The 17,022-nt window shown below is 71.0% G+C and carries 13 protein-coding genes; 5 read left to right on the forward strand and 8 right to left on the reverse strand.

Annotated features, from left to right (window positions below; genetic code table 11):
• Window positions 1-29 precede the first annotated feature (29 nt).
• Window positions 30-1,448 (reverse strand): mycothione reductase, encoded by a 1,419-nt coding sequence (locus tag H590_RS0101355; RefSeq protein ID WP_036980509.1) that lies wholly within the window; start codon window positions 1,446-1,448, stop codon window positions 30-32.
• A gap of 147 nt (window positions 1,449-1,595) precedes the next feature.
• Between H590_RS0101355 and H590_RS14245 the strand changes: the two genes are divergently transcribed.
• The 5 genes from H590_RS14245 to H590_RS14255 all read left to right on the forward strand — a co-directional run bounded on the left by H590_RS14245 (window position 1,596) and on the right by H590_RS14255 (window position 8,842).
• Window positions 1,596-2,330 carry a DUF5134 domain-containing protein gene (locus H590_RS14245; protein ID WP_036980512.1) on the forward strand — a complete coding sequence of 245 codons (735 nt, stop codon included), beginning with the start codon at window positions 1,596-1,598 and terminating at the stop codon, window positions 2,328-2,330.
• Between the two features lie 233 nt (window positions 2,331-2,563).
• Complete coding sequence (ilvD, locus tag H590_RS14250; RefSeq protein ID WP_084149182.1) at window positions 2,564-4,549, forward strand: dihydroxy-acid dehydratase; 1,986 nt, start codon at window positions 2,564-2,566, stop codon at window positions 4,547-4,549.
• A gap of 2 nt (window positions 4,550-4,551) precedes the next feature.
• Window positions 4,552-6,150: a threonine ammonia-lyase, biosynthetic gene (gene ilvA, locus H590_RS0101370; protein WP_331855823.1), complete on the forward strand. Its 1,599-nt coding sequence runs from the start codon at window positions 4,552-4,554 to the stop codon at window positions 6,148-6,150.
• A gap of 26 nt (window positions 6,151-6,176) precedes the next feature.
• Window positions 6,177-7,976: a cation:proton antiporter gene (locus tag H590_RS0101375; RefSeq protein WP_028702138.1), complete on the forward strand. Its 1,800-nt coding sequence runs from the start codon at window positions 6,177-6,179 to the stop codon at window positions 7,974-7,976.
• 44 nt (window positions 7,977-8,020) lie between these two features.
• Window positions 8,021-8,842 (forward strand): SDR family NAD(P)-dependent oxidoreductase, encoded by an 822-nt coding sequence (locus H590_RS14255; RefSeq protein ID WP_084149184.1) that lies wholly within the window; start codon window positions 8,021-8,023, stop codon window positions 8,840-8,842.
• Between the two features lie 34 nt (window positions 8,843-8,876).
• Here H590_RS14255 and H590_RS14260 read toward each other — a convergent pair whose 3' ends face one another.
• From H590_RS14260 to H590_RS0101415, 7 genes are all read right to left on the reverse strand, one after another.
• The gene (locus H590_RS14260) at window positions 8,877-10,418 is read right to left on the reverse strand and encodes a GerMN domain-containing protein (protein ID WP_051238049.1); all 1,542 of its coding nucleotides are present in this window, start codon (window positions 10,416-10,418) and stop codon (window positions 8,877-8,879) included.
• A gap of 14 nt (window positions 10,419-10,432) precedes the next feature.
• Entirely contained in the window at window positions 10,433-11,362 is a 930-nt protein-coding gene (ccsB, locus tag H590_RS0101390; RefSeq protein WP_028702139.1) for a c-type cytochrome biogenesis protein CcsB, read from the reverse strand.
• Complete coding sequence (gene resB, locus H590_RS0101395; RefSeq protein ID WP_028702140.1) at window positions 11,359-12,918, reverse strand: cytochrome c biogenesis protein ResB; 1,560 nt, start codon at window positions 12,916-12,918, stop codon at window positions 11,359-11,361. The genes ccsB and resB overlap by 4 nt, the downstream gene beginning before the upstream one ends.
• Before the next feature lie 91 nt (window positions 12,919-13,009).
• A complete protein-coding gene (locus H590_RS0101400; protein WP_028702141.1) occupies window positions 13,010-13,741 on the reverse strand; it encodes a cytochrome c biogenesis CcdA family protein in 732 nt (243 codons plus the stop codon).
• 74 nt (window positions 13,742-13,815) lie between these two features.
• Window positions 13,816-14,385 carry a TlpA family protein disulfide reductase gene (locus tag H590_RS0101405; RefSeq protein ID WP_028702142.1) on the reverse strand — a complete coding sequence of 190 codons (570 nt, stop codon included), beginning with the start codon at window positions 14,383-14,385 and terminating at the stop codon, window positions 13,816-13,818.
• On the reverse strand, window positions 14,382-15,104 hold the full coding sequence (locus tag H590_RS14265) for a histidine phosphatase family protein (RefSeq protein WP_084149185.1): 723 nt from the start codon (window positions 15,102-15,104) through the stop codon (window positions 14,382-14,384). The genes H590_RS0101405 and H590_RS14265 overlap by 4 nt, the downstream gene beginning before the upstream one ends.
• A gap of 129 nt (window positions 15,105-15,233) precedes the next feature.
• On the reverse strand, window positions 15,234-16,871 hold the full coding sequence (locus H590_RS0101415; RefSeq protein ID WP_028702143.1) for a bifunctional uroporphyrinogen-III C-methyltransferase/uroporphyrinogen-III synthase: 1,638 nt from the start codon (window positions 16,869-16,871) through the stop codon (window positions 15,234-15,236).
• Between the last annotated feature and the right edge of the window lie 151 nt (window positions 16,872-17,022).

Consider the following 17,022-nt stretch of genomic DNA (forward strand, 5'->3'; position numbering starts at 1 on the left):
GCAGACCAGGAGGGTGAGCGAGGGGTGGGTCACGCCTCCTTCCCAGCTGTGTCCATCTCCCCCGCCAGGCCGAGCAGGGCGTTCTCCATCACCTCCGGCAGCGCCGGGTGGATCCAGTACTGACCACGGGCGACGTCGTCGACCCGCTGGCCGAAGGTCATCGTCTGGATCGCGGTCTGGATGAGGGTGGAGGCCTGCGGCCCGATGATGTGGGCTCCCAGCAGGGTGCGGGTGACCGGATCGCCGAGCAGTTTGACGAAGTGGGAGTCGTCCTCCATCGCCCAGCCGTAGGCGACGTCGGAGTACTTCTGAGTGAAGGAGACGTAGTGGGTCTCGGACTGTCGCAGCTCCTGCTCGGTGGCCCCCACCGCCGCGACCTGCGGGGAGGAGAACACCGCATGGGGCACGAACCGGTGGTCGGCGGCGACCAGGGAGTCCGGGTGGAGCAGGTTGTGGCGCACCACCCGCGCCTCGGCATTGGCGACGTGCTTGAGGAATCCGGGGTAGCAGATGTCGCCCAGCGCCCAGATGTGCCCGACGGAGCTGCGCTGGTACTGGTCGACCGTGACGAAACCGTCGTCGTCGACCGCCACCCCGGCGGCGGGCAGGTTGAGCCGGTCGGAGTTGGGGATCCGTCCGGTGGCGTTGAGGACGATGTCGCCGGGGTACATGTAGTCGACCCCGTAGGAGTCGACGGTGACGACGGTGAGGTGGCCGCCGGCGTCCTCCTCGATGGCCACCGTCTCCTCCGACATCCGCAGTGAGGCCCGCCAGGCGAGCTCCTCGGTGAACTGCCGGGAGATGTCCAGATCCTCCCGGCGGAGCATCCTGCCGGACCGGTTGATGATGGTGACCTTCGAGCCCAGCGCCGAGAAGATGTGGGCGAACTCGGCGGCGATGAACCCGCCGCCCAGGATCACCAGCCGCTCGGGCAGCTCGTCGATCCGCATGATGGTGTCGGAGGTGTGGATCCGGTCGGACCAGCGCGGGTCGTCGATGCCGAACAGGTGGGGGACCCGGGGCCGCGACCCGGCGGCCAGCACGATCTGCTCGGCGGTGATCTGCCGGGACCCGACCTGGAGGGTGTGGGGGTCGACGAAGTGGGCCTCCTCGGTGAACACCGTGGTGTTGTCCAACCCCTGGCGGAAGGCCAGGCCGGACCGCGAGATGGGGTCGATCCGGCTGAAGATCCGGTCCCGGATGGCCCGGAAGTCGGCGCCGGCCAGCTCCAGGTCGACATCGACCCGGGCGGCGTCTCCCACCGAGGAGGCGAAGTCGGCGGGGATGACGTACATCTTGGAGGGAATGCAGCCGTAGTTGAGGCAGGTGCCGCCGAAGGTGCCCGAGTCGATGATGGCGACCTTCTTGTCGGCGTACTCCTTGCCCAGGATGGTGTTGCCCGATCCCGACCCGATGATGGCGATGTCGAAAGAGTCCCCGGTGGTCATGGGCACAGTCTTCCATCCGGAGCCGACTTCCATCCGGGACCCGCCGCAATCGCGCACCGGCGCACGCCGTCGGGCCCGCTCCCGGCGGTCCGTGTTGATCCGCGACGCGGCCCCCGATAGCATCCCTGCGAGGCTCAAAGGAGACACATGTTCACCCTCACCAGCACCCCGGTCACCTTCATCGGCCTGCTCATCCTGTTCATCTGGTGCACCCTCTGGTCGGTCCGCGACCTGCTCGCCAGCCTCGGCGTCGACATCCCGCCCTCCTGGGCCCCGGCCGAACCGCTGGAGCACGGCGCACCGATCGCGGTCTCGGAGTGCTTCCACCTGGCGATGTCGGTGGTGATGCTGCTGATGGTGCCGCACAGCTGGTGGGGCGCTCTTCCCGGGGTGCTCACCGGCCCGGTGTTCATCACCGTGATGTCCCTGGGCACCCTCTGGATGGCCGCGATGGCCGCCTGGAAGACCTCCTGGCTGGCGGCCGGCCACACCGCGATGTTCGCCGCGATGGTCTGGCACCTGGCCTCGATGGCGAGCCACTCCCGGATGGGGCACTCCGCCACCATGACGGGGATGGGGGACATGGCCCACTCCGGAATGGCGGAGGGGGCCACCACCGTCTCGGGGCTGACCCTGATCACCGGGATCGGGCTGCCCCTGATGGTCTGCCTGGTGGTTCTGGGCCTGTCCGGACTGGTGCGCGCAGTCACCGGCCGGCCGCCCCATCCCGGCCTGCCGGCCTGCTGCCATACCTCCCCCACCACCCCGGCCTCGGCCCGGCTCAGCGGCCTGGCGGACGCCGCGATGGGTCTGGGCATGGCGTGGATGAGCGCCGGCCTGATGACACCCCTGCTGCCCTTCATGGGCAGTCTCACTCCGTGACCCGGCGTCCAGGATCTGGACATCGCCTTCGGGACGGGTTGTCCCTGCTGGTAGCCTGCAGGCCATGAATACCGGTCGAGTTCTTATTCGTCGGCGCGCGGTCTGAAGACCCCCGCCCTCGCACACGAGACCGCGCGCCCTCCCTCCTCACGGACGGAGGGCGTTCCTGTATCCGCCGACACCCTGTTTCACCCGGCCGACGCCACCCGCACCACGGCCACCTAGGAGACGACATGCCCACCCTGCGATCCGCCACCAGCACCTCTGGCCGCGCAATGGCCGGTGCCCGCGCCCTCTGGCGCGCCACCGGCATGGGAGCCGGAGACTTCGGCAAGCCGATCATCGCCATCGCGAACTCGTTCACCCAGTTCGTCCCCGGCCACGTCGGTCTGCGCGACGTCGGCAAGATCGTCGCCGAGCAGATCCAGGCGGCCGGCGGCGTCGCCAAGGAGTTCAACACCATCGCCGTCGACGACGGCATCGCGATGGGACACGACGGGATGCTCTACTCGCTGCCCAGCCGCGAGCTGATCGCCGACTCGGTGGAGTACATGTGCAACGCCCACTGCGCCGACGCCCTGGTGTGCATCTCCAACTGCGACAAGATCACCCCCGGCATGCTGATGGCCAGCATGCGGCTCAACATCCCCACCATCTTCGTCTCCGGCGGCCCGATGGAGGCCGGCAAGGTGACTCTCTCCGACGGCATCCGCAAGCTCGACCTCATCGACGCGATGGTCGCCGCCGGCGACGAGTCCACCAGCGACGACGACCTGGCCCTGATGGAGGAGAACGCCTGTCCGACCTGCGGCTCCTGCTCGGGGATGTTCACCGCCAACTCGATGAACTGCCTCACCGAGGCGCTCGGCCTGTCGCTGCCCGGAAACGGCTCCCTGCTGGCCACCCACGCCGACCGCAAGGCTTTGTTCGAGCAGGCCGGCCGCCAGATCGTCGCGATCGCCAAGCGCTGGTACGACCAGGACGACGCGACCGTGCTGCCCCGTTCGATCGCCACCAGGGCCGCCTTCTCCAATGCCATGAGCCTGGACATCGCGATGGGCGGATCCACCAACACCGTGCTGCACCTGCTGGCCGCCGCCCAGGAGGGCGAGGTCGACTTCACGATGTCCGACATCGACGCCCTGTCGCGCCGGGTCCCGCACCTGTGCAAGGTGGCCCCCTCCACCAGCGTCTTCCACGTGGAGGACGTCCACCGCGCCGGCGGGGTGCTGGGCATCGTCTCGGAGCTGAACCGCGGCGGCCTCATCGACACCTCCACCTCGACCGTCTGGTCCCCCGACGGCAGGCCCGCCACGATGGCCCAGGAGCTGGCCCACTTCGACCTGATGGGAGATCCCGACGAGGAGGTCCGCACCCTCTACGCGGCCGCCCCCGGCGGGGTCCGCACCACCCGGATGTTCTCCCAGGCGAGCCGCTGGGAGAGCCTGGACACCGACCGCTCTCAGGGGTGCATCCGCGACATCGCGCACGCCTACTCCGCCGACGGCGGGCTGGCCGTGCTCTACGGCAACATCGCCGAGAACGGGTCGATCGTCAAGACCGCCGGGGTGGACGCCTCGATCCTCACCTTCACCGGTCCGGCGGTGGTCTACGAGGCCCAGGAGGACGCCGTCACCGGCATCCTCGGCAAGAAGATCAAGGCCGGCGACATCGTGGTGATCCGTCACGAGGGCCCCAAGGGCGGACCGGGCATGCAGGAGATGCTCTACCCGACCAGCTACCTCAAGTCGATGCACCTGGGCAAGGAGTGCGCCCTGCTCACCGACGGCCGCTTCTCCGGTGGCACCTCCGGACTGTCGATCGGCCACGTCTCCCCCGAGGCGGCCTCCGGCGGGCTCATCGGCCTGGTCCGCACCGGCGACACGATCTCCATCGACATCCCGAACCGCACCATCAGCCTCGACGTCCCCGACGCCGAGCTGGACCGTCGGCGGGCCGAGGAGGAGGCCCGTGGGGCCGACGCCTGGACCCCGCACGTGACCCGGACCCGCGCCGTCTCCACCGCTCTGAAGGCCTACGGGCTGCTCGCCTCCTCCGCCGACCGCGGTGGGGTGCGCGACCTCTCCCAGGTGGTCCCGGTCTCCCGCACGGCGGCTCCGGCTACTGCGGCGGCCGCCGGCTCGAGCGCCACGGCCTTGGCGTCCGCCTCTGCGGAGGCCGGCTCGGCCTCCCAGCCCGTCCTGTCCCACCGGTTGTGAGGATGGTCACCCAGAGCGGCCTGGAGGCACCCGCCCTCGGGCCGGCCGACGTCCCCGCCGGCCAGCCGGTCCCCTCCGCCCCGATGAGCGCCCAGGACTACCTGCGCGCCGTGCTGCGCGCACCGGTCTACGAGGTCGCGATGAAGACTCCTCTGGAGCCGATGGAGCGACTCTCCCGCCGGATCGGCAACACCGTGCTGGCCAAGCGGGAGGATCGCCAGCCGGTGCACTCCTTCAAGCTGCGCGGCGCCTACACCCGGATGCGCGCCCTCTCCCAGCAGGAGAGGGCGGCCGGGGTGGTCACCGCCTCGGCGGGCAACCACGCCCAGGGGGTCGCCCTGTCGGGGGCCCGGCTGGGAGTGCGCGCGGTCATCGTGATGCCCATCACCACCCCCTCGATCAAGGTCGAGGCGGTCCGCCAGCTGGGCGGCGAGGTGGTGCTCGCCGGCAACGCCTTCGACGAGGCCAAGGAGCACGCCGTCGCGCTGGCCGCCGACCACGGGCTCACCTATGTGGCCCCCTTCGACGACCCTCTGGTGATCGCGGGCCAAGGCACCATCGGCCTCGAGCTGCTGCAGGACGACGCCCGCCTCGACCGGGTCTTCGTGCCGGTCGGCGGCGGAGGCCTGGCGGCCGGCATCGCCGTCCTCATCAAACAGCTGATGCCCGAGATCCAGGTGATCGGCGTCGAACCCGAGGAGTCCGCCTGCCTGGCGGCCGCGCTGACCGCCGGCCACCCGGTGACCCTCGACCACGTCTCGCTGTTCGCCGAGGGGGTCGCGGTGGCCCGGATCGGCGAGGAGACCTTCCGGCTGCTCAAGTCGTCGATCGACGACGTCGTCACCGTCAGCTCCGATGAGATCAGCGCCGCGGTGAAGGACCTCTTCGACGACACCCGGGCGGTCGCCGAACCCGCCGGGGCGGTCTCCCTGGCCGGGCTCAAGAAGTACGTCCGCGGCCACGACATCACCGGGGAGAGGCTGGCCCACATCCTGTCGGGGGCCAATCTCAACTTCGGCTCGCTGCGCTACATCGCCGAACGGGCCGAGCTCGGCGAGCAGCGGGAGGGGCTCTTCGCCGTGGAGATTCCTGAGCGGGCCGGCTCCTTCCTGCACTTCTGCCGGGTGCTCGGCCGGCGGATGGTCACCGAGTTCAACTACCGCTACTGCGACCCCGACCGGGCCACCGTCTTCGTCGGCGTCGAGCTGCACAGCCGCGAGGAGCGCGCCGACATCGCCTCGGCCCTGAGGCGGGGCGGCTACCGGGTGGCCGATCTGTCCGACGACGAGAACGCCAAGACCCACCTGCGCTACATGATCGGGGGACGTCCCCCGGTGGATCTGGGCGAGAGGCTGGCCAGCTTCGAGTTCCCGGAGTCGCCCGGGGCCCTGGTGCACTTCCTGTCGGTGCTGGGCAGCCGGTGGAACATCTCCCTGTTCCACTACCGAAGCTTCGGGATGGACACCGGCCGGGTGCTCGCCGGATTCGCCGGTGCCAGTGCCGATCCGGGGTTCACCGGGCATCTGGACGCCGTCGGCTATCCGTGGAGCGACGCCTCCGACTCGCCGGCCTACCGGTTCTTCCAGGCGGACCCGCGCTGACGGCGGGGTGGTGTGAGAATGACCCCGTGACTGTCGTCCTCGTCATCATCATCGCCACCCTGTTCGTCATCGCGGCCGCCGAGCTGCTCGCCGACCGGACCGGGATCGCGGCGCCCATCCTGCTCCTGCTGCTGGGCGCCGCGGTGGCGCTGATCCCCGGGATGCCGGAGGTCGAGGTCGAGCCCGAACTGGTGCTGATGATCATCCTTCCGCCGCTGCTCTACTCGGCGGCGGTCAACATGCCGGTCTCCGACTTCCGGCGCAACATCGCACCCATCGGGGTGCTGGCCGTTCTGCTGGTGGCGATCTCCGCCGGGGTGATCGGCTTCGTCGTCAATCGGATGGCCCCCGGCATCGGGATCGCCGCCTGCCTGGCGCTGGGAGCGATCGTCAGCCCCTCGGACGCGGTGGCCACCTCGATCGTGCGCAGGGCCGGTGTCTCGCGCCGGGTGGTGACCGTGCTGGACGGGGAGGGCCTCATCAATGACGCCTCCGCCCTGGTCATCCTCGCCTCGGCGGTCGGGGCGATCGCCAGTCAGGTGAGCGCCGGCAAGGTGATCGGCGACTTCCTGCTGGCCGTCCTGGTGGCGCTGGTGGTCGGCTGGTTGATCGGCCGGCTGATGATCTGGCTGCGATCGCGGGTCCACGAGCCCACCGCCGACACCGTGCTGTCGCTGGCGACCCCCTTCCTGGCCTACCTGCCCGCCGAGCATCTCCACGGGTCGGGCCTGGTGGCCGCGGTGGTGGCGGGACTGGTCGCCAGCCACCACGGGCCGCGGGTCCTCACCCCCACCCAGCGGATGTCCAGCCGCAACACCTGGGGGGCGGTCATGCTCATCCTCGAGTCGGCGGTCTTCCTGCTGATGGGCCTGGAGCTCACCGCGATCGTCAAGGACATGGAGGCCGAGTCCTTCGGCTGGCGGCTGGCCGTCTCGGTCGCCGCCGTTGCCCTGGTGCTCACCCTGGTGGTGCGGACCGCCGTCGTCGCCCCCCTGCTGATGTGGGTGGCGCGACGGTCCAGACGCCGCTCCCGGCACCGCACCCGGCTGGTCGCCGCGACCGAGAGGGTCGGGCAGGCCCGGGCCTCCGAGGACGGCACGATGGAGTTCCGCGGAACCACCCTGTCCCCGGGCCGGGTGGAGCGGTTCGGCGCTCGGCTGCGCCGGATGATCTCCGATCTGGACTACTACATCGAGCACCCGCTGGGGCCCCGCGAGGGTGTCGTGATGATCTGGGCGGGAATGCGCGGGGCGATCACCCTGGCGGCCGCCCAGACCCTGCCGCTGGACACTCCGCACCGGTCCTTCCTCGTGGTGGTCGCCTTCCTGGTGGCGGCCGCCTCCCTGCTGCTGCAGGGCAGCACCCTGGGGCTGGTGGTGAAGCTGGCCCGCCCGGCGGTCGCCGAGGGGATCGATCCCCAGGAGCAGGCCGAGATCCGCACCCTGCTGCACCGCGCGGTCCGCGATGTGCCGGTGTCCCCGGGTATGCGCACCCTGCTGGCCCGGATGAACCGGCAGGAGGGCGGCCAGGCCGAGGACAACAGGCTCCAGGCGGCCGCGGTGGCACTGGCCTGGCGCCAGTTCGCCGAGATCCGCGAGAAGCCGACGACCTCCCCGGCAGGAGACGCCATCGCCTCCCCCGAGCACCGGCGTCGGGCCGCCGAGATCTCGCGCAACTACGCCCTCAGACTGATCGTCGCCCAGCGCCGGGCGCTGCTGGACGCCAGCGACTCGGGACAGTTCAGCCCCGAGGCGGTCAGCGCCGCACTGGACACTCTGGACGCCGACCAGTTGTCCCTGGAGACCCGGGGGGCCTCGCTGGACTGATCGTGTCCCGGCGGCGTCTCCGGCGGCCGCCCTAAGATCTCGTCATGACCCATCCTGACCAGACCCCGGCCGATCTCTCCGCAGCCCTCCCGCCGACCCCTGACGAGCGGCCGTGGGCGCTGGTGACCGGCGCCACCGGAGGCCTGGGACAGGCCTTCGCCGGCTATCTGGCCCGCCGCGACCACAATCTGGTGCTGGTCGGCCGGCGCACCGAGGTGCTGGACCGACTGGCCGACCGGATCCGGGTCGACCACGGGGTCCAGGTGATCACCGAGTCGGTGGACCTGTCCGACCCCGCCCGGACCACCGCACTCACCACCGACCTCGCAGATCGCGGGATCTGCGTCGACACCCTGGTCAACAACGCCGGGTTCGGCACCCTCACCACCGTGGCCGAGGCCGACCCGGCCAGGCTGGCGGCCGAGGTGGCGGTCGACTGCCAGGCGGTCGTCCAGCTGTCGTCGACCCTTCTTCCCGCGATGATCGCCCGGGGGCGCGGAACGATCATCAACGTCTCCTCCACCGCGGCCTTCCAGCCCATCCCCGGTTTCGCCACCTACGCGGCGGCCAAGGCCTTCGTGCTGTCCTTCAGCCGGGCGCTGTGGTCCGAGACCAGGGGAACCGGCGTCCGGGTCACCGCGATCTGCCCCGGTCCCACCGACACCGGCTTCTTCGACGCGGCCGGCGACGACGGATTCCCGGGCAGACGACGTCACCCCGACCAGGTGGTGGAGACCGCCTTCCGCGCCCTGTCGCGCCGCGAACCCGCCGCGGTCGACGGGCTGGCCAACAAGGTGCAGACGACGGCGGTGGGTCTGGTGCCCGCCCGGCTGGCCACCGCGGCGGCGGGCCGCCTCTTCGACTGAGCGGGCCGCCTCTTCGACTGAGCGGGCGGGACGATCAGCTCACCGAGATGGTTCTCTGGACGGTCGTGCGCCCGACCGTGAACCTCACCAGGTACTCCCCCGGGACGTCGGGCACCACGATCTCCTGGTGCCACCGCATCCACGAGCCGTACGGGGGAAGAGTCTCCACGCCGCCCCGGGCCACCACCGTCTTCGAGGCGGTGCTGTAGAGCTGCCAGGTCGGCGAGGCGACCCCGGACTTCACCACCCCGGAGATGATCAGCGGCCCCGAGGAGACCGTGGTGCCGGCCTCCGGGGTGTCGATCCACAGCGGCGCCACCGCATTGAGCCGGGCGCGCTGGAAGTCGGTCTGAGGCTTGCCGATGAGAGGGAGGTTGGGGGATCCGTCCACCAGGATCCGCACCGACTTCTGCGATCCGTTGTCGACCGCGGCGGTCGCGGCGAACACCAGCTGCTGGATGGCGTCCTCCTCCTGGCCGCGGGTGCGGAACTGGGCGAAGGCCGACTGGGACAGGTCCAGGGTGATCCGATCGCCCCGGACGCGGGCCTCGTTGACCTGCCCGCCGGACCAGCTGGAGATGTACTCCGGGTCCAACGGCGCCACGTTGAGCACCGCGGCGACCGCCGTGCCGAGCCGGTCGCCGACGGTCGGAAGGGTGCGCAACTCCCGGTAGATCAGCCCGTCGTCGCGGCCCAGGTAGAACACCTGGACGCCGGCCTGCATGGTGGTCACCGAGGTGTCGGCCGAGGAGGTTCCCAGGTCGGAGGCGCTCACCACACCGCTGGCGGTCGGATCGGTCTGGTCCCCGGACCCTCCCCACAGGGTCGACAGCCCGTAGCCCGCGGCCAGTGCGGCGACCATGATCGCGGCAACCAGCGCGTGGTTGCGCCAGGATCCCCGGGGTTCGCGCATCTCGCGGGCCCGTCGCAGGATCTCGTCCCGTCGGTCGGAGGGCACAACCCTCTCGCCGACCGCTCGCAGACGGTCGGCGACCAGCTCCTGGACGTCGGTGTCGGGCGGGATGTCGCAGATCCGGACCAGTTCGGCCAGGGCTCGCACCACACGACGGCGGGCCACCCGGCGGGTGACCTCCAGGATGTCGGCGGTCTCGGCGATCGAGACCCCGGCGTACAGCTTGACGACGATCACCTCGCGCAGCCGGTGGGGCAGGCCGGTCAGCCCGGTGAGCAGGTCGGCGTCCCCGCCACCGGCCTCCTCTGGGACCGAATCTCCTGCGACCGGGTCGCCTGAGGCGTTCTCGGGCCCTTCCGCCTCCTCGCCGGTCTCCCGGTGCGACAGCGATGACGGATCGGAGCCGCCGGCCCCGCGCTGGGCGACCCGGGCCGCCGTGGCGACCCGGGCGCGCAGCGAGCCCACCACATGGGACCAGGAGTGGAAGGTCGGATCGTCCCGGTACATCCCCAGCATGGCGTCGCGGACCAGGGTCTCGGCGACGGCGCCGTCGGGGTGGGACGGGGACACCAGCAGGGCGACGAGCCGCACCAGCGGCTCCCACTGCTCCTGGTCGAGAGCCGGCAGCCACACCTGTCGGTCGTCATAGCGTTCGTCAGTCACTCAGGGGTCCCGTCTCAGATCCCCGCGTAGGAGTGCAGACCGGAGATGAACAGATTCACCCCGACGAAGTTGAACCAGAATGCGGCGATCCCGATGATCGCGATGACGGCGGCGCGGGTGCCCCGCCAGCCGGCGGTGGCGCGGGCGTGCAGGTAGCCGGCGTAGACCACCCAGGTCACCAGGGACCAGGTCTCCTTGGGGTCCCACCCCCAGAACCGTCCCCAGGCGTACTCGGCCCAGATCGATCCGGCGGCGATGGTGAAGGTCCAGATCGGGAATCCGAAGGCGTGCGCCCGGTAGGCCAGATTGTCGATCGACCGGGAGTCGGGAACCCGGGCCAGGAATCCGCGCAGCGGGGTGCCGGTGCGCGCGGCCCGGCGCTCGGCCCGCTGCTTGACCAGGAAGAGCACCGATGCGATGGCGCCGACGTTGAGGGCGGCGGCGGCCAGGCAGGCGGCGACGATGTGGACCACGAACCACACCGAGTGGAGGGCCGGGACCAGGGGCGCGATCCCGACGTAGAGGACGGTGGCGGCCAGTCCGTTGCCGATCGCCAGCAGCAGGGTGACGCCGATCCCGAGCCAGCGGACGTTGCGTCGGGTCATGAGCAGCAGGTAGGCGACCACCACGAAGAACAGTGCGGCGGTGACGAACTCGTACATGTTGCCCCACGGCAGCCGGTGGGCCGCCAGCCCGCGGCAGACCACCCCGACCCCCTGGCTGGCCGCCCCGATCACCGTGAGGTACAGACCCATCCGGCCCCAGGTCTCGGCGCGCACCTCGGCCTCGCGGACCTTGTCCGGCACGCCATCCGGGGCGTCATCCGCGGGGTCGTCCCCGATGCCGCGCAACCCGGCCCACTCGGCCACGTGGGCCAGGAAGGCGAGGATGTAGACGACGGCGGCGGTGACGATGCCCAGCGCGGACAGGCTCGCCAGTGTCATGAGGCCTCCTCGGCTGCGATCGGGGACACTGTAGCTCCCCCGGCGACTCCCAGCAGGTCCGTCACGTCCTCGTCGAGGCCGGCGCGGGCGTCGGCCCGGTCCAGTCCGCCCACCTGGATGGTGAGCCGATCGCCGTCGGGGCGGACCCTCAGCCACAGCCGCCTCGGCCGGGTGAACAGGCTGACGCACAGCCCTGCCACCGAGATCAGCACCGAGGCGAACAGCAGCGGCAGACCCGGGGAGTGGGACACCTGGATCTTCGTCCAGCGCTGATAGCCGGTGAACTCGATCCTGCCCTGGCCGCCCGGCAGCCGGTACCCCTGGCCCGGTCTCAGCGCGAAGCTGACCTTCTGGCCCTTCTCGGAGACCTGGGTCATGCCGGTGGTGTTGAGCACGTAGAGGTTCTGCGGGGTGCCGGTCTCGGGGATCGGCTTCCCGTACCAGGCGTTGAGGAAGAGCTGCGGGTTGTAGGTGTCGGGGAAGATCGAGACCGGCCCGGTGGCCCCCACCGAGGCGGTGGGCAGGAAGAATCCCTGGAAGGCCAGCCTGTCGGGCCGGGCGTCGGGCACCTTGATCACCCCGGTGGAGCTGAAGTTGCCGTCCTGGGGGACGAAGGCCACCGCCCCCTGGAAGGCGACGTGGCCGTTGCCGTCGGTGACCTTGACCACCGGCGCGTAGCCGTGCCCGAGCAGGTGCACATTGGTCGACCCGAGGGTCAGCGGATGGTTCACCTCCAGGGTGTGCTCGGAGGTGCGGCCGTCTCGGGTCAGGGAGACGTCGGCGGCGAACTGGCGGGCGGCTCCCCGCTGAACCGGACCGGTCTCGAACGTGACGTTGAACTTCTTGAGGACCAGCGAGAAGGGGGTGAGGGTGTCGGTGTTGACCATCGCCCCGGCGTGGAAGTCGTCGAACTGGGTGAGGTTGTTGGAGAACCCCTGGCCCTCGACGACCACCGCGCTGCCCTTGTACCCCCACAGGGTGTTCCAGCCGATCGCGACCAGCAGTACCACCAGGAAGACGTGGAAGACGAGGTTGCCGGTCTCGCGGTGGATGCCCCGCTCGGCGCGCACCGAGCCGTCCTCGTCGAGGGCCACCCGGTAGTGCCGGGAGCGCAGCCAGCTGCGCGCGGCCGCGGTGATCCGCTCGGCGTCGGCGGGGGTCGCGTCGATGGTCCGCTCGGCGTGTTCGGGCAGCCGGTCGAGACGGGCCGGGGTCCTGGGGGGTTGACGCCGCAGCGCCCTCAGGTGGGCGGTGATGCGCGGGATGATGCAGCCGATGAGGCTGATGAACAGCAGCAGGTAGATCGCCGAGAACACCGTGGAGGTGTAGACGTGGTACAGCCCCAGGCGCCGGTAGACGGCGTCCAGGGTGGGGTGGGCGGCGGCGAAGTCGGCGACCTTGATGGCGCTGGAGGCGGTCTGGGGGATCAGTGATCCGGGAATCGCGGCGGCGGCCAGCAGGAACAGCAGCACCAGGGCGGTGCGCATGCTGGTGAGCTGACCCCAGATCCAGCGCGCGGTGGCGCGCAGCCCGAGGGCCTTCGTGCTGTCGGTCATCTCACCCCTCCATCGCTGTGGCGGTCGTCCCGTCGGGTGCCGGCCACCCGACACCGTGCGCCTGATCCCAGCCCACTCGATCCCGGCCCACTCAGATCACTGCTCCGAACCGGGCCGCCCAGTTCCGCAGGATGGCCATCAGGGCGGCCCACCAGCCGGTCACCAGGGCGACCCCGACGGCCATCATGAGCACCCCGCCGGCCCGCTGGACGCCGAGCTGGTGACGTCTGACCCATCCGACGGTGCGTCCCAGCCAGCCCAGGGCGGCGCCGGCGGCGATGAACGGGATCCCCAGCCCCAGGGCGTAGCAGGAGGCCAGGGCGGCGCCGCGCAGTGCCGACCCCTCCTGGAGGGACAGCCCGTAGACGACGGTGAGGGCCGGGCCGATGCACGGTGTCCAGCCCAGTCCGAAGACCACCCCCAGGGCAGGGGCGGCGGCCAGCCCGGCCCGCGGCAGCCGGTGGAGGCGCAGTTCCCGGCGGCCCAGCGGCACCAGCCCGGCGAACATCGCCCCGAGCAGGATGGTGAGCGCCCCGATGACGATTTCCAGGGTGCGCTGATGGGCGATCAGGGAGCGTCCCAGACCGCCGATCACGCTGCCGGTGGCCACGAACACGATCGTGAAGCCGAGCACGAAGAGCACCGATCCGGCGAAGGTGCGCAGCCGCCGTGCGGGCTGCCCGCCGGAGCCCGAGGGCTCGGAGAGCTCGACGGCGCTCTGGCCCGCCGCATAGGACAGGTAGCCGGGCACCAGCGGCAGCACGCACGGCGAGAAGAACGAGACCAGGCCGGCCAGCAGGGCCACCGGCACCGCTCCCAGCATCGATCCGCGCAGCGCCGAGGCAGCCCAGGCCCCGATCTCCAGGGGCACCGGGGTGGGGGTCGTCAGCAGTTCGGTCACGGCTTCTCCGCGGCGATCTGTCGAATGATCTGGACCAGGCTGATGGTGCTGACCTCACCGAGGAAGCGGGCCGCGATCCTGCCCTTCCGGTCGATGACCAGGGTGGAGGGGATGGCCTTGGGGGGAAGGGAGCTGAACTTCAGCAGGAGGTCCCCGTCGGGGTCGAAGAAACTGGGCCAGCCGACCGAGAAGGCGCGCGCGAAGGCCTGGGCCGGGGCCCGGTCCAGGTCGCGGGTGTTGATGCCGTAGAAGGCGGCGATCGAGGAGGTCTGGGAGGCCGCCTTCGACAGTCCGGGGGCCTCGTGACGGCACGGGGCGCACCATGATCCCCACACGTTGATGACGATCACCTTGCCCGCGGAGTCGGCGGTGCTCAGTCGGGTGCCGTCCAGGGAGGTGCCGGTGAGCACCGGTGCCGGCTGGCGCTTGTCGGCCTCGATCGTGGTGTAGGAGCCGTCACCGGCGGCGAACCCCTTGTCATCGCTGGCCGCCGACGACGAGCTGCAGCCCGCCAGCGGAACCGACACCAGCAGGCCGGCGGCGGCCAGCAGGGTGCGCCGGTTCATCGTCCGGCGGGCCCGCCGGAACCCGGATCCGATGCCGCGGGGTCGGACCCTGCCGGGTCGGCCGACCCGGCGGAGATGTTCGCCCGACGGGCCCCCTTCGGGATGAGGTCCAGGGAGGGCTCGGCGTAGTCGACGCGGACGATGCGTCCGTCCAGGACCCCGAAACTGGTCACCGACCCGAGGGTGCAGACCCGGTTGCGCGGGTCGTGGGCCAGTCGGCGTCCCTCGGCCGACAGGTGGGCGATCCAGATCGGCAGCTGGTGGGAGACGATGAGGGCCTGTCCGCCCTCCCCGACCTGCCGGGCGGCGGCCAGGATGGCGCGCTGCATCCGCGCGGCGATGTGGGTGTAGGGCTCCCCCCAGCTGGGCCGCAGTGGATTGCGCAGGTACTTCCAGTTGTGCGGATCGCGCAGGGCGTGGTGGCCCGGCCCGAAGACCTGTCCCTCGAAGACGCTGGTGGCCTCGATGACGTCGGGCTCCAGCTGCACCTCGAGACCCGGGTTCAGGGCGGCGACCGGGGCGATCGTCTCCTGGGCGCGCTCCAACGGCGAGCTGATGAGGGCCGCCAGCGGGACGCCGGCGAAGAACTCGGCCGCCCGGGCGGCCATCCGGCGTCCGTTCGGGGACAGGTGGAAGCCCGGGAGCTGCCCGTAGAGCACGCCGGTCGGGTTGTCCACCTCGCCGTGGCGCAGCAGGTGCACGGTCGTCGTGCGACTCATCTCCGGCTCCAATCTGGTTGCGGTCCCCACCAAATCTACGGCTACCGGCCGTGGACCGGTGGTGATTGACGGCTCAGTGGTGATCTGGGGAATCCGTGCTGATCTGACGGCCCAGTGGCGACTGACGGCTCAGTGCCCGGGCTGACGACCCCGGCGCTTGCGCTGGGAGGGACGGATCACCGGACGGCCCTTGGCGATCAGATCATCGCGGCGGGCGGCGGCGAAGGCGGCCAGGGAGTCGGCCAGCGCCGTCGGGGTGGGCTCGGGGGCGACCACGTCGACCGCCAGGCCGTGCTCCTCGCAGGTCTCCGCGGTGCGCTGCCCGATGGCGGCGACCACGGTGTGACGGTGCGGTTTGCCGGCGATCCCGACCAGATTGCGCACGGTGGTCGAGGAGGTGAAGACGACGGCGTCGAAGCGGCCGGCCCTGATCGCCTCGCGGGTCTCGGCGGGCGGCGGGGCGGCCCGCACGGTGCGGTAGCCGATGATGTCCTCGACCTCCCAGCCGAGGGCCGACAGCTCGGCCGACAGGGACTCGGTGGCGATGTCGGCGCGCGGCACGAAGACCCGGTTGATCGGGTCCAGGGCGTCGTCGAAGGCCGGGAAGGTGGCCGCCAGGGCGGCGGTCGACTGGGTTCCCTCGGGCACCAGGTCGGGGCGCACCCCCCACTCGGCCAGGGCCTTGACGGTGGAGTCGAAGATCGCCGCGATCCGCAGCCCGGAGTAGGCCCGGGAGTCCAGGCCGATGCTCTCCAGCTTCTCGCGGACCGCCCGCACGGCGTTGGCCGAGGTGAAGACCACCCACTCGTAGCGGCCCTCCACCATTCCCCGGATCGCCTTGTCCATCTGCTGGGGGGTGCGCGGCAGCTCCATGCTGATGGTGGGCACGTCCAGACATCGTGCGCCGTAGTCCTGGAGGCGGGAGGGCAGGGTCGCCGAGTGGTCGCGGGTGCGCGGGATGAGGATCGACCAGCCGAACAGCGGCTTGGACTCGTACCAGTCCAGCCGGGCCCGGCTGGACTCGGCGACCACGTGACCGATGACGATGTAGGCGGGCTCGGCCGGATCGGTCTTGGCGACCGCGGCCGCCAGTCCGCCGAGGGTGGTGGTCGTGGAGACCTGCTCGGTGGTGCCGCCGTGCAGGGTGATCACTGCGGGCTCGGACTCCCCGCGGCCCGACTCCAGCGCGTGGGCGACGACCTCGCGCACCAGATCGACGATGGTGGAGACCACGATGAGGCCCTCGGCGGCCCACGGGTAGCCCTCGGAGCTGAGGTCCCGGCGGGCCGACTCGACGCCGATCAGCTGGACGTCATGTCCGTGCAGGGAGACCCCGGCGTACTCGGGGACCGCGGTGAGCGGGGACACTCCCGGGACGACGTCGACGTCATGGTCGGCGATCGCCAGGGCACTGCACTCGGCGCCGATGTCGCCGTCCAGGAAGGGGTCTCCCTCGACCAGCCGGACGACGTCCAGACCGTGCCCGGCGGCGTCCAGCAGGGCGGCGATGATGTCCTGGGGGGTGTCGGGCTCGATGATCTCGGCCTCGGCGTTGAGCTGGATCTCGGGGGTCTGGAGCAGGGCGCGCAGTCGCTCGGAGTCGATGATGATGCGGGAGGCACGGTTGATCGCCGTCACCGCGGACAGGGTCAGCAGGCCGGGGTCGCCGGGGCCGGTGCCGACGAACTGCACCCTGGCCTGTGCGACGGCCCTCGTCTGGAGGCCACTGTCCTGCACCTCCGCAGGGCTCGATGGCGTCTGAGTCATCCTCTGTATCCCTTCGTGGGAGCCCGTCGCCCGTTCTGTGCCGGACGCCGGGGAGAAGCGTTGTCGGTGGGGTCGGCGTCCAGACCCCGACCCGGTGCCGATACCCTTGGCTCCCGCACTTCTGCCCCACTTTTCTCTCAGTCCGGACCCC

Source organism: Acidipropionibacterium jensenii DSM 20535, assembly GCF_000425285.1.
Taxonomy (GTDB): domain Bacteria; phylum Actinomycetota; class Actinomycetes; order Propionibacteriales; family Propionibacteriaceae; genus Acidipropionibacterium; species Acidipropionibacterium jensenii.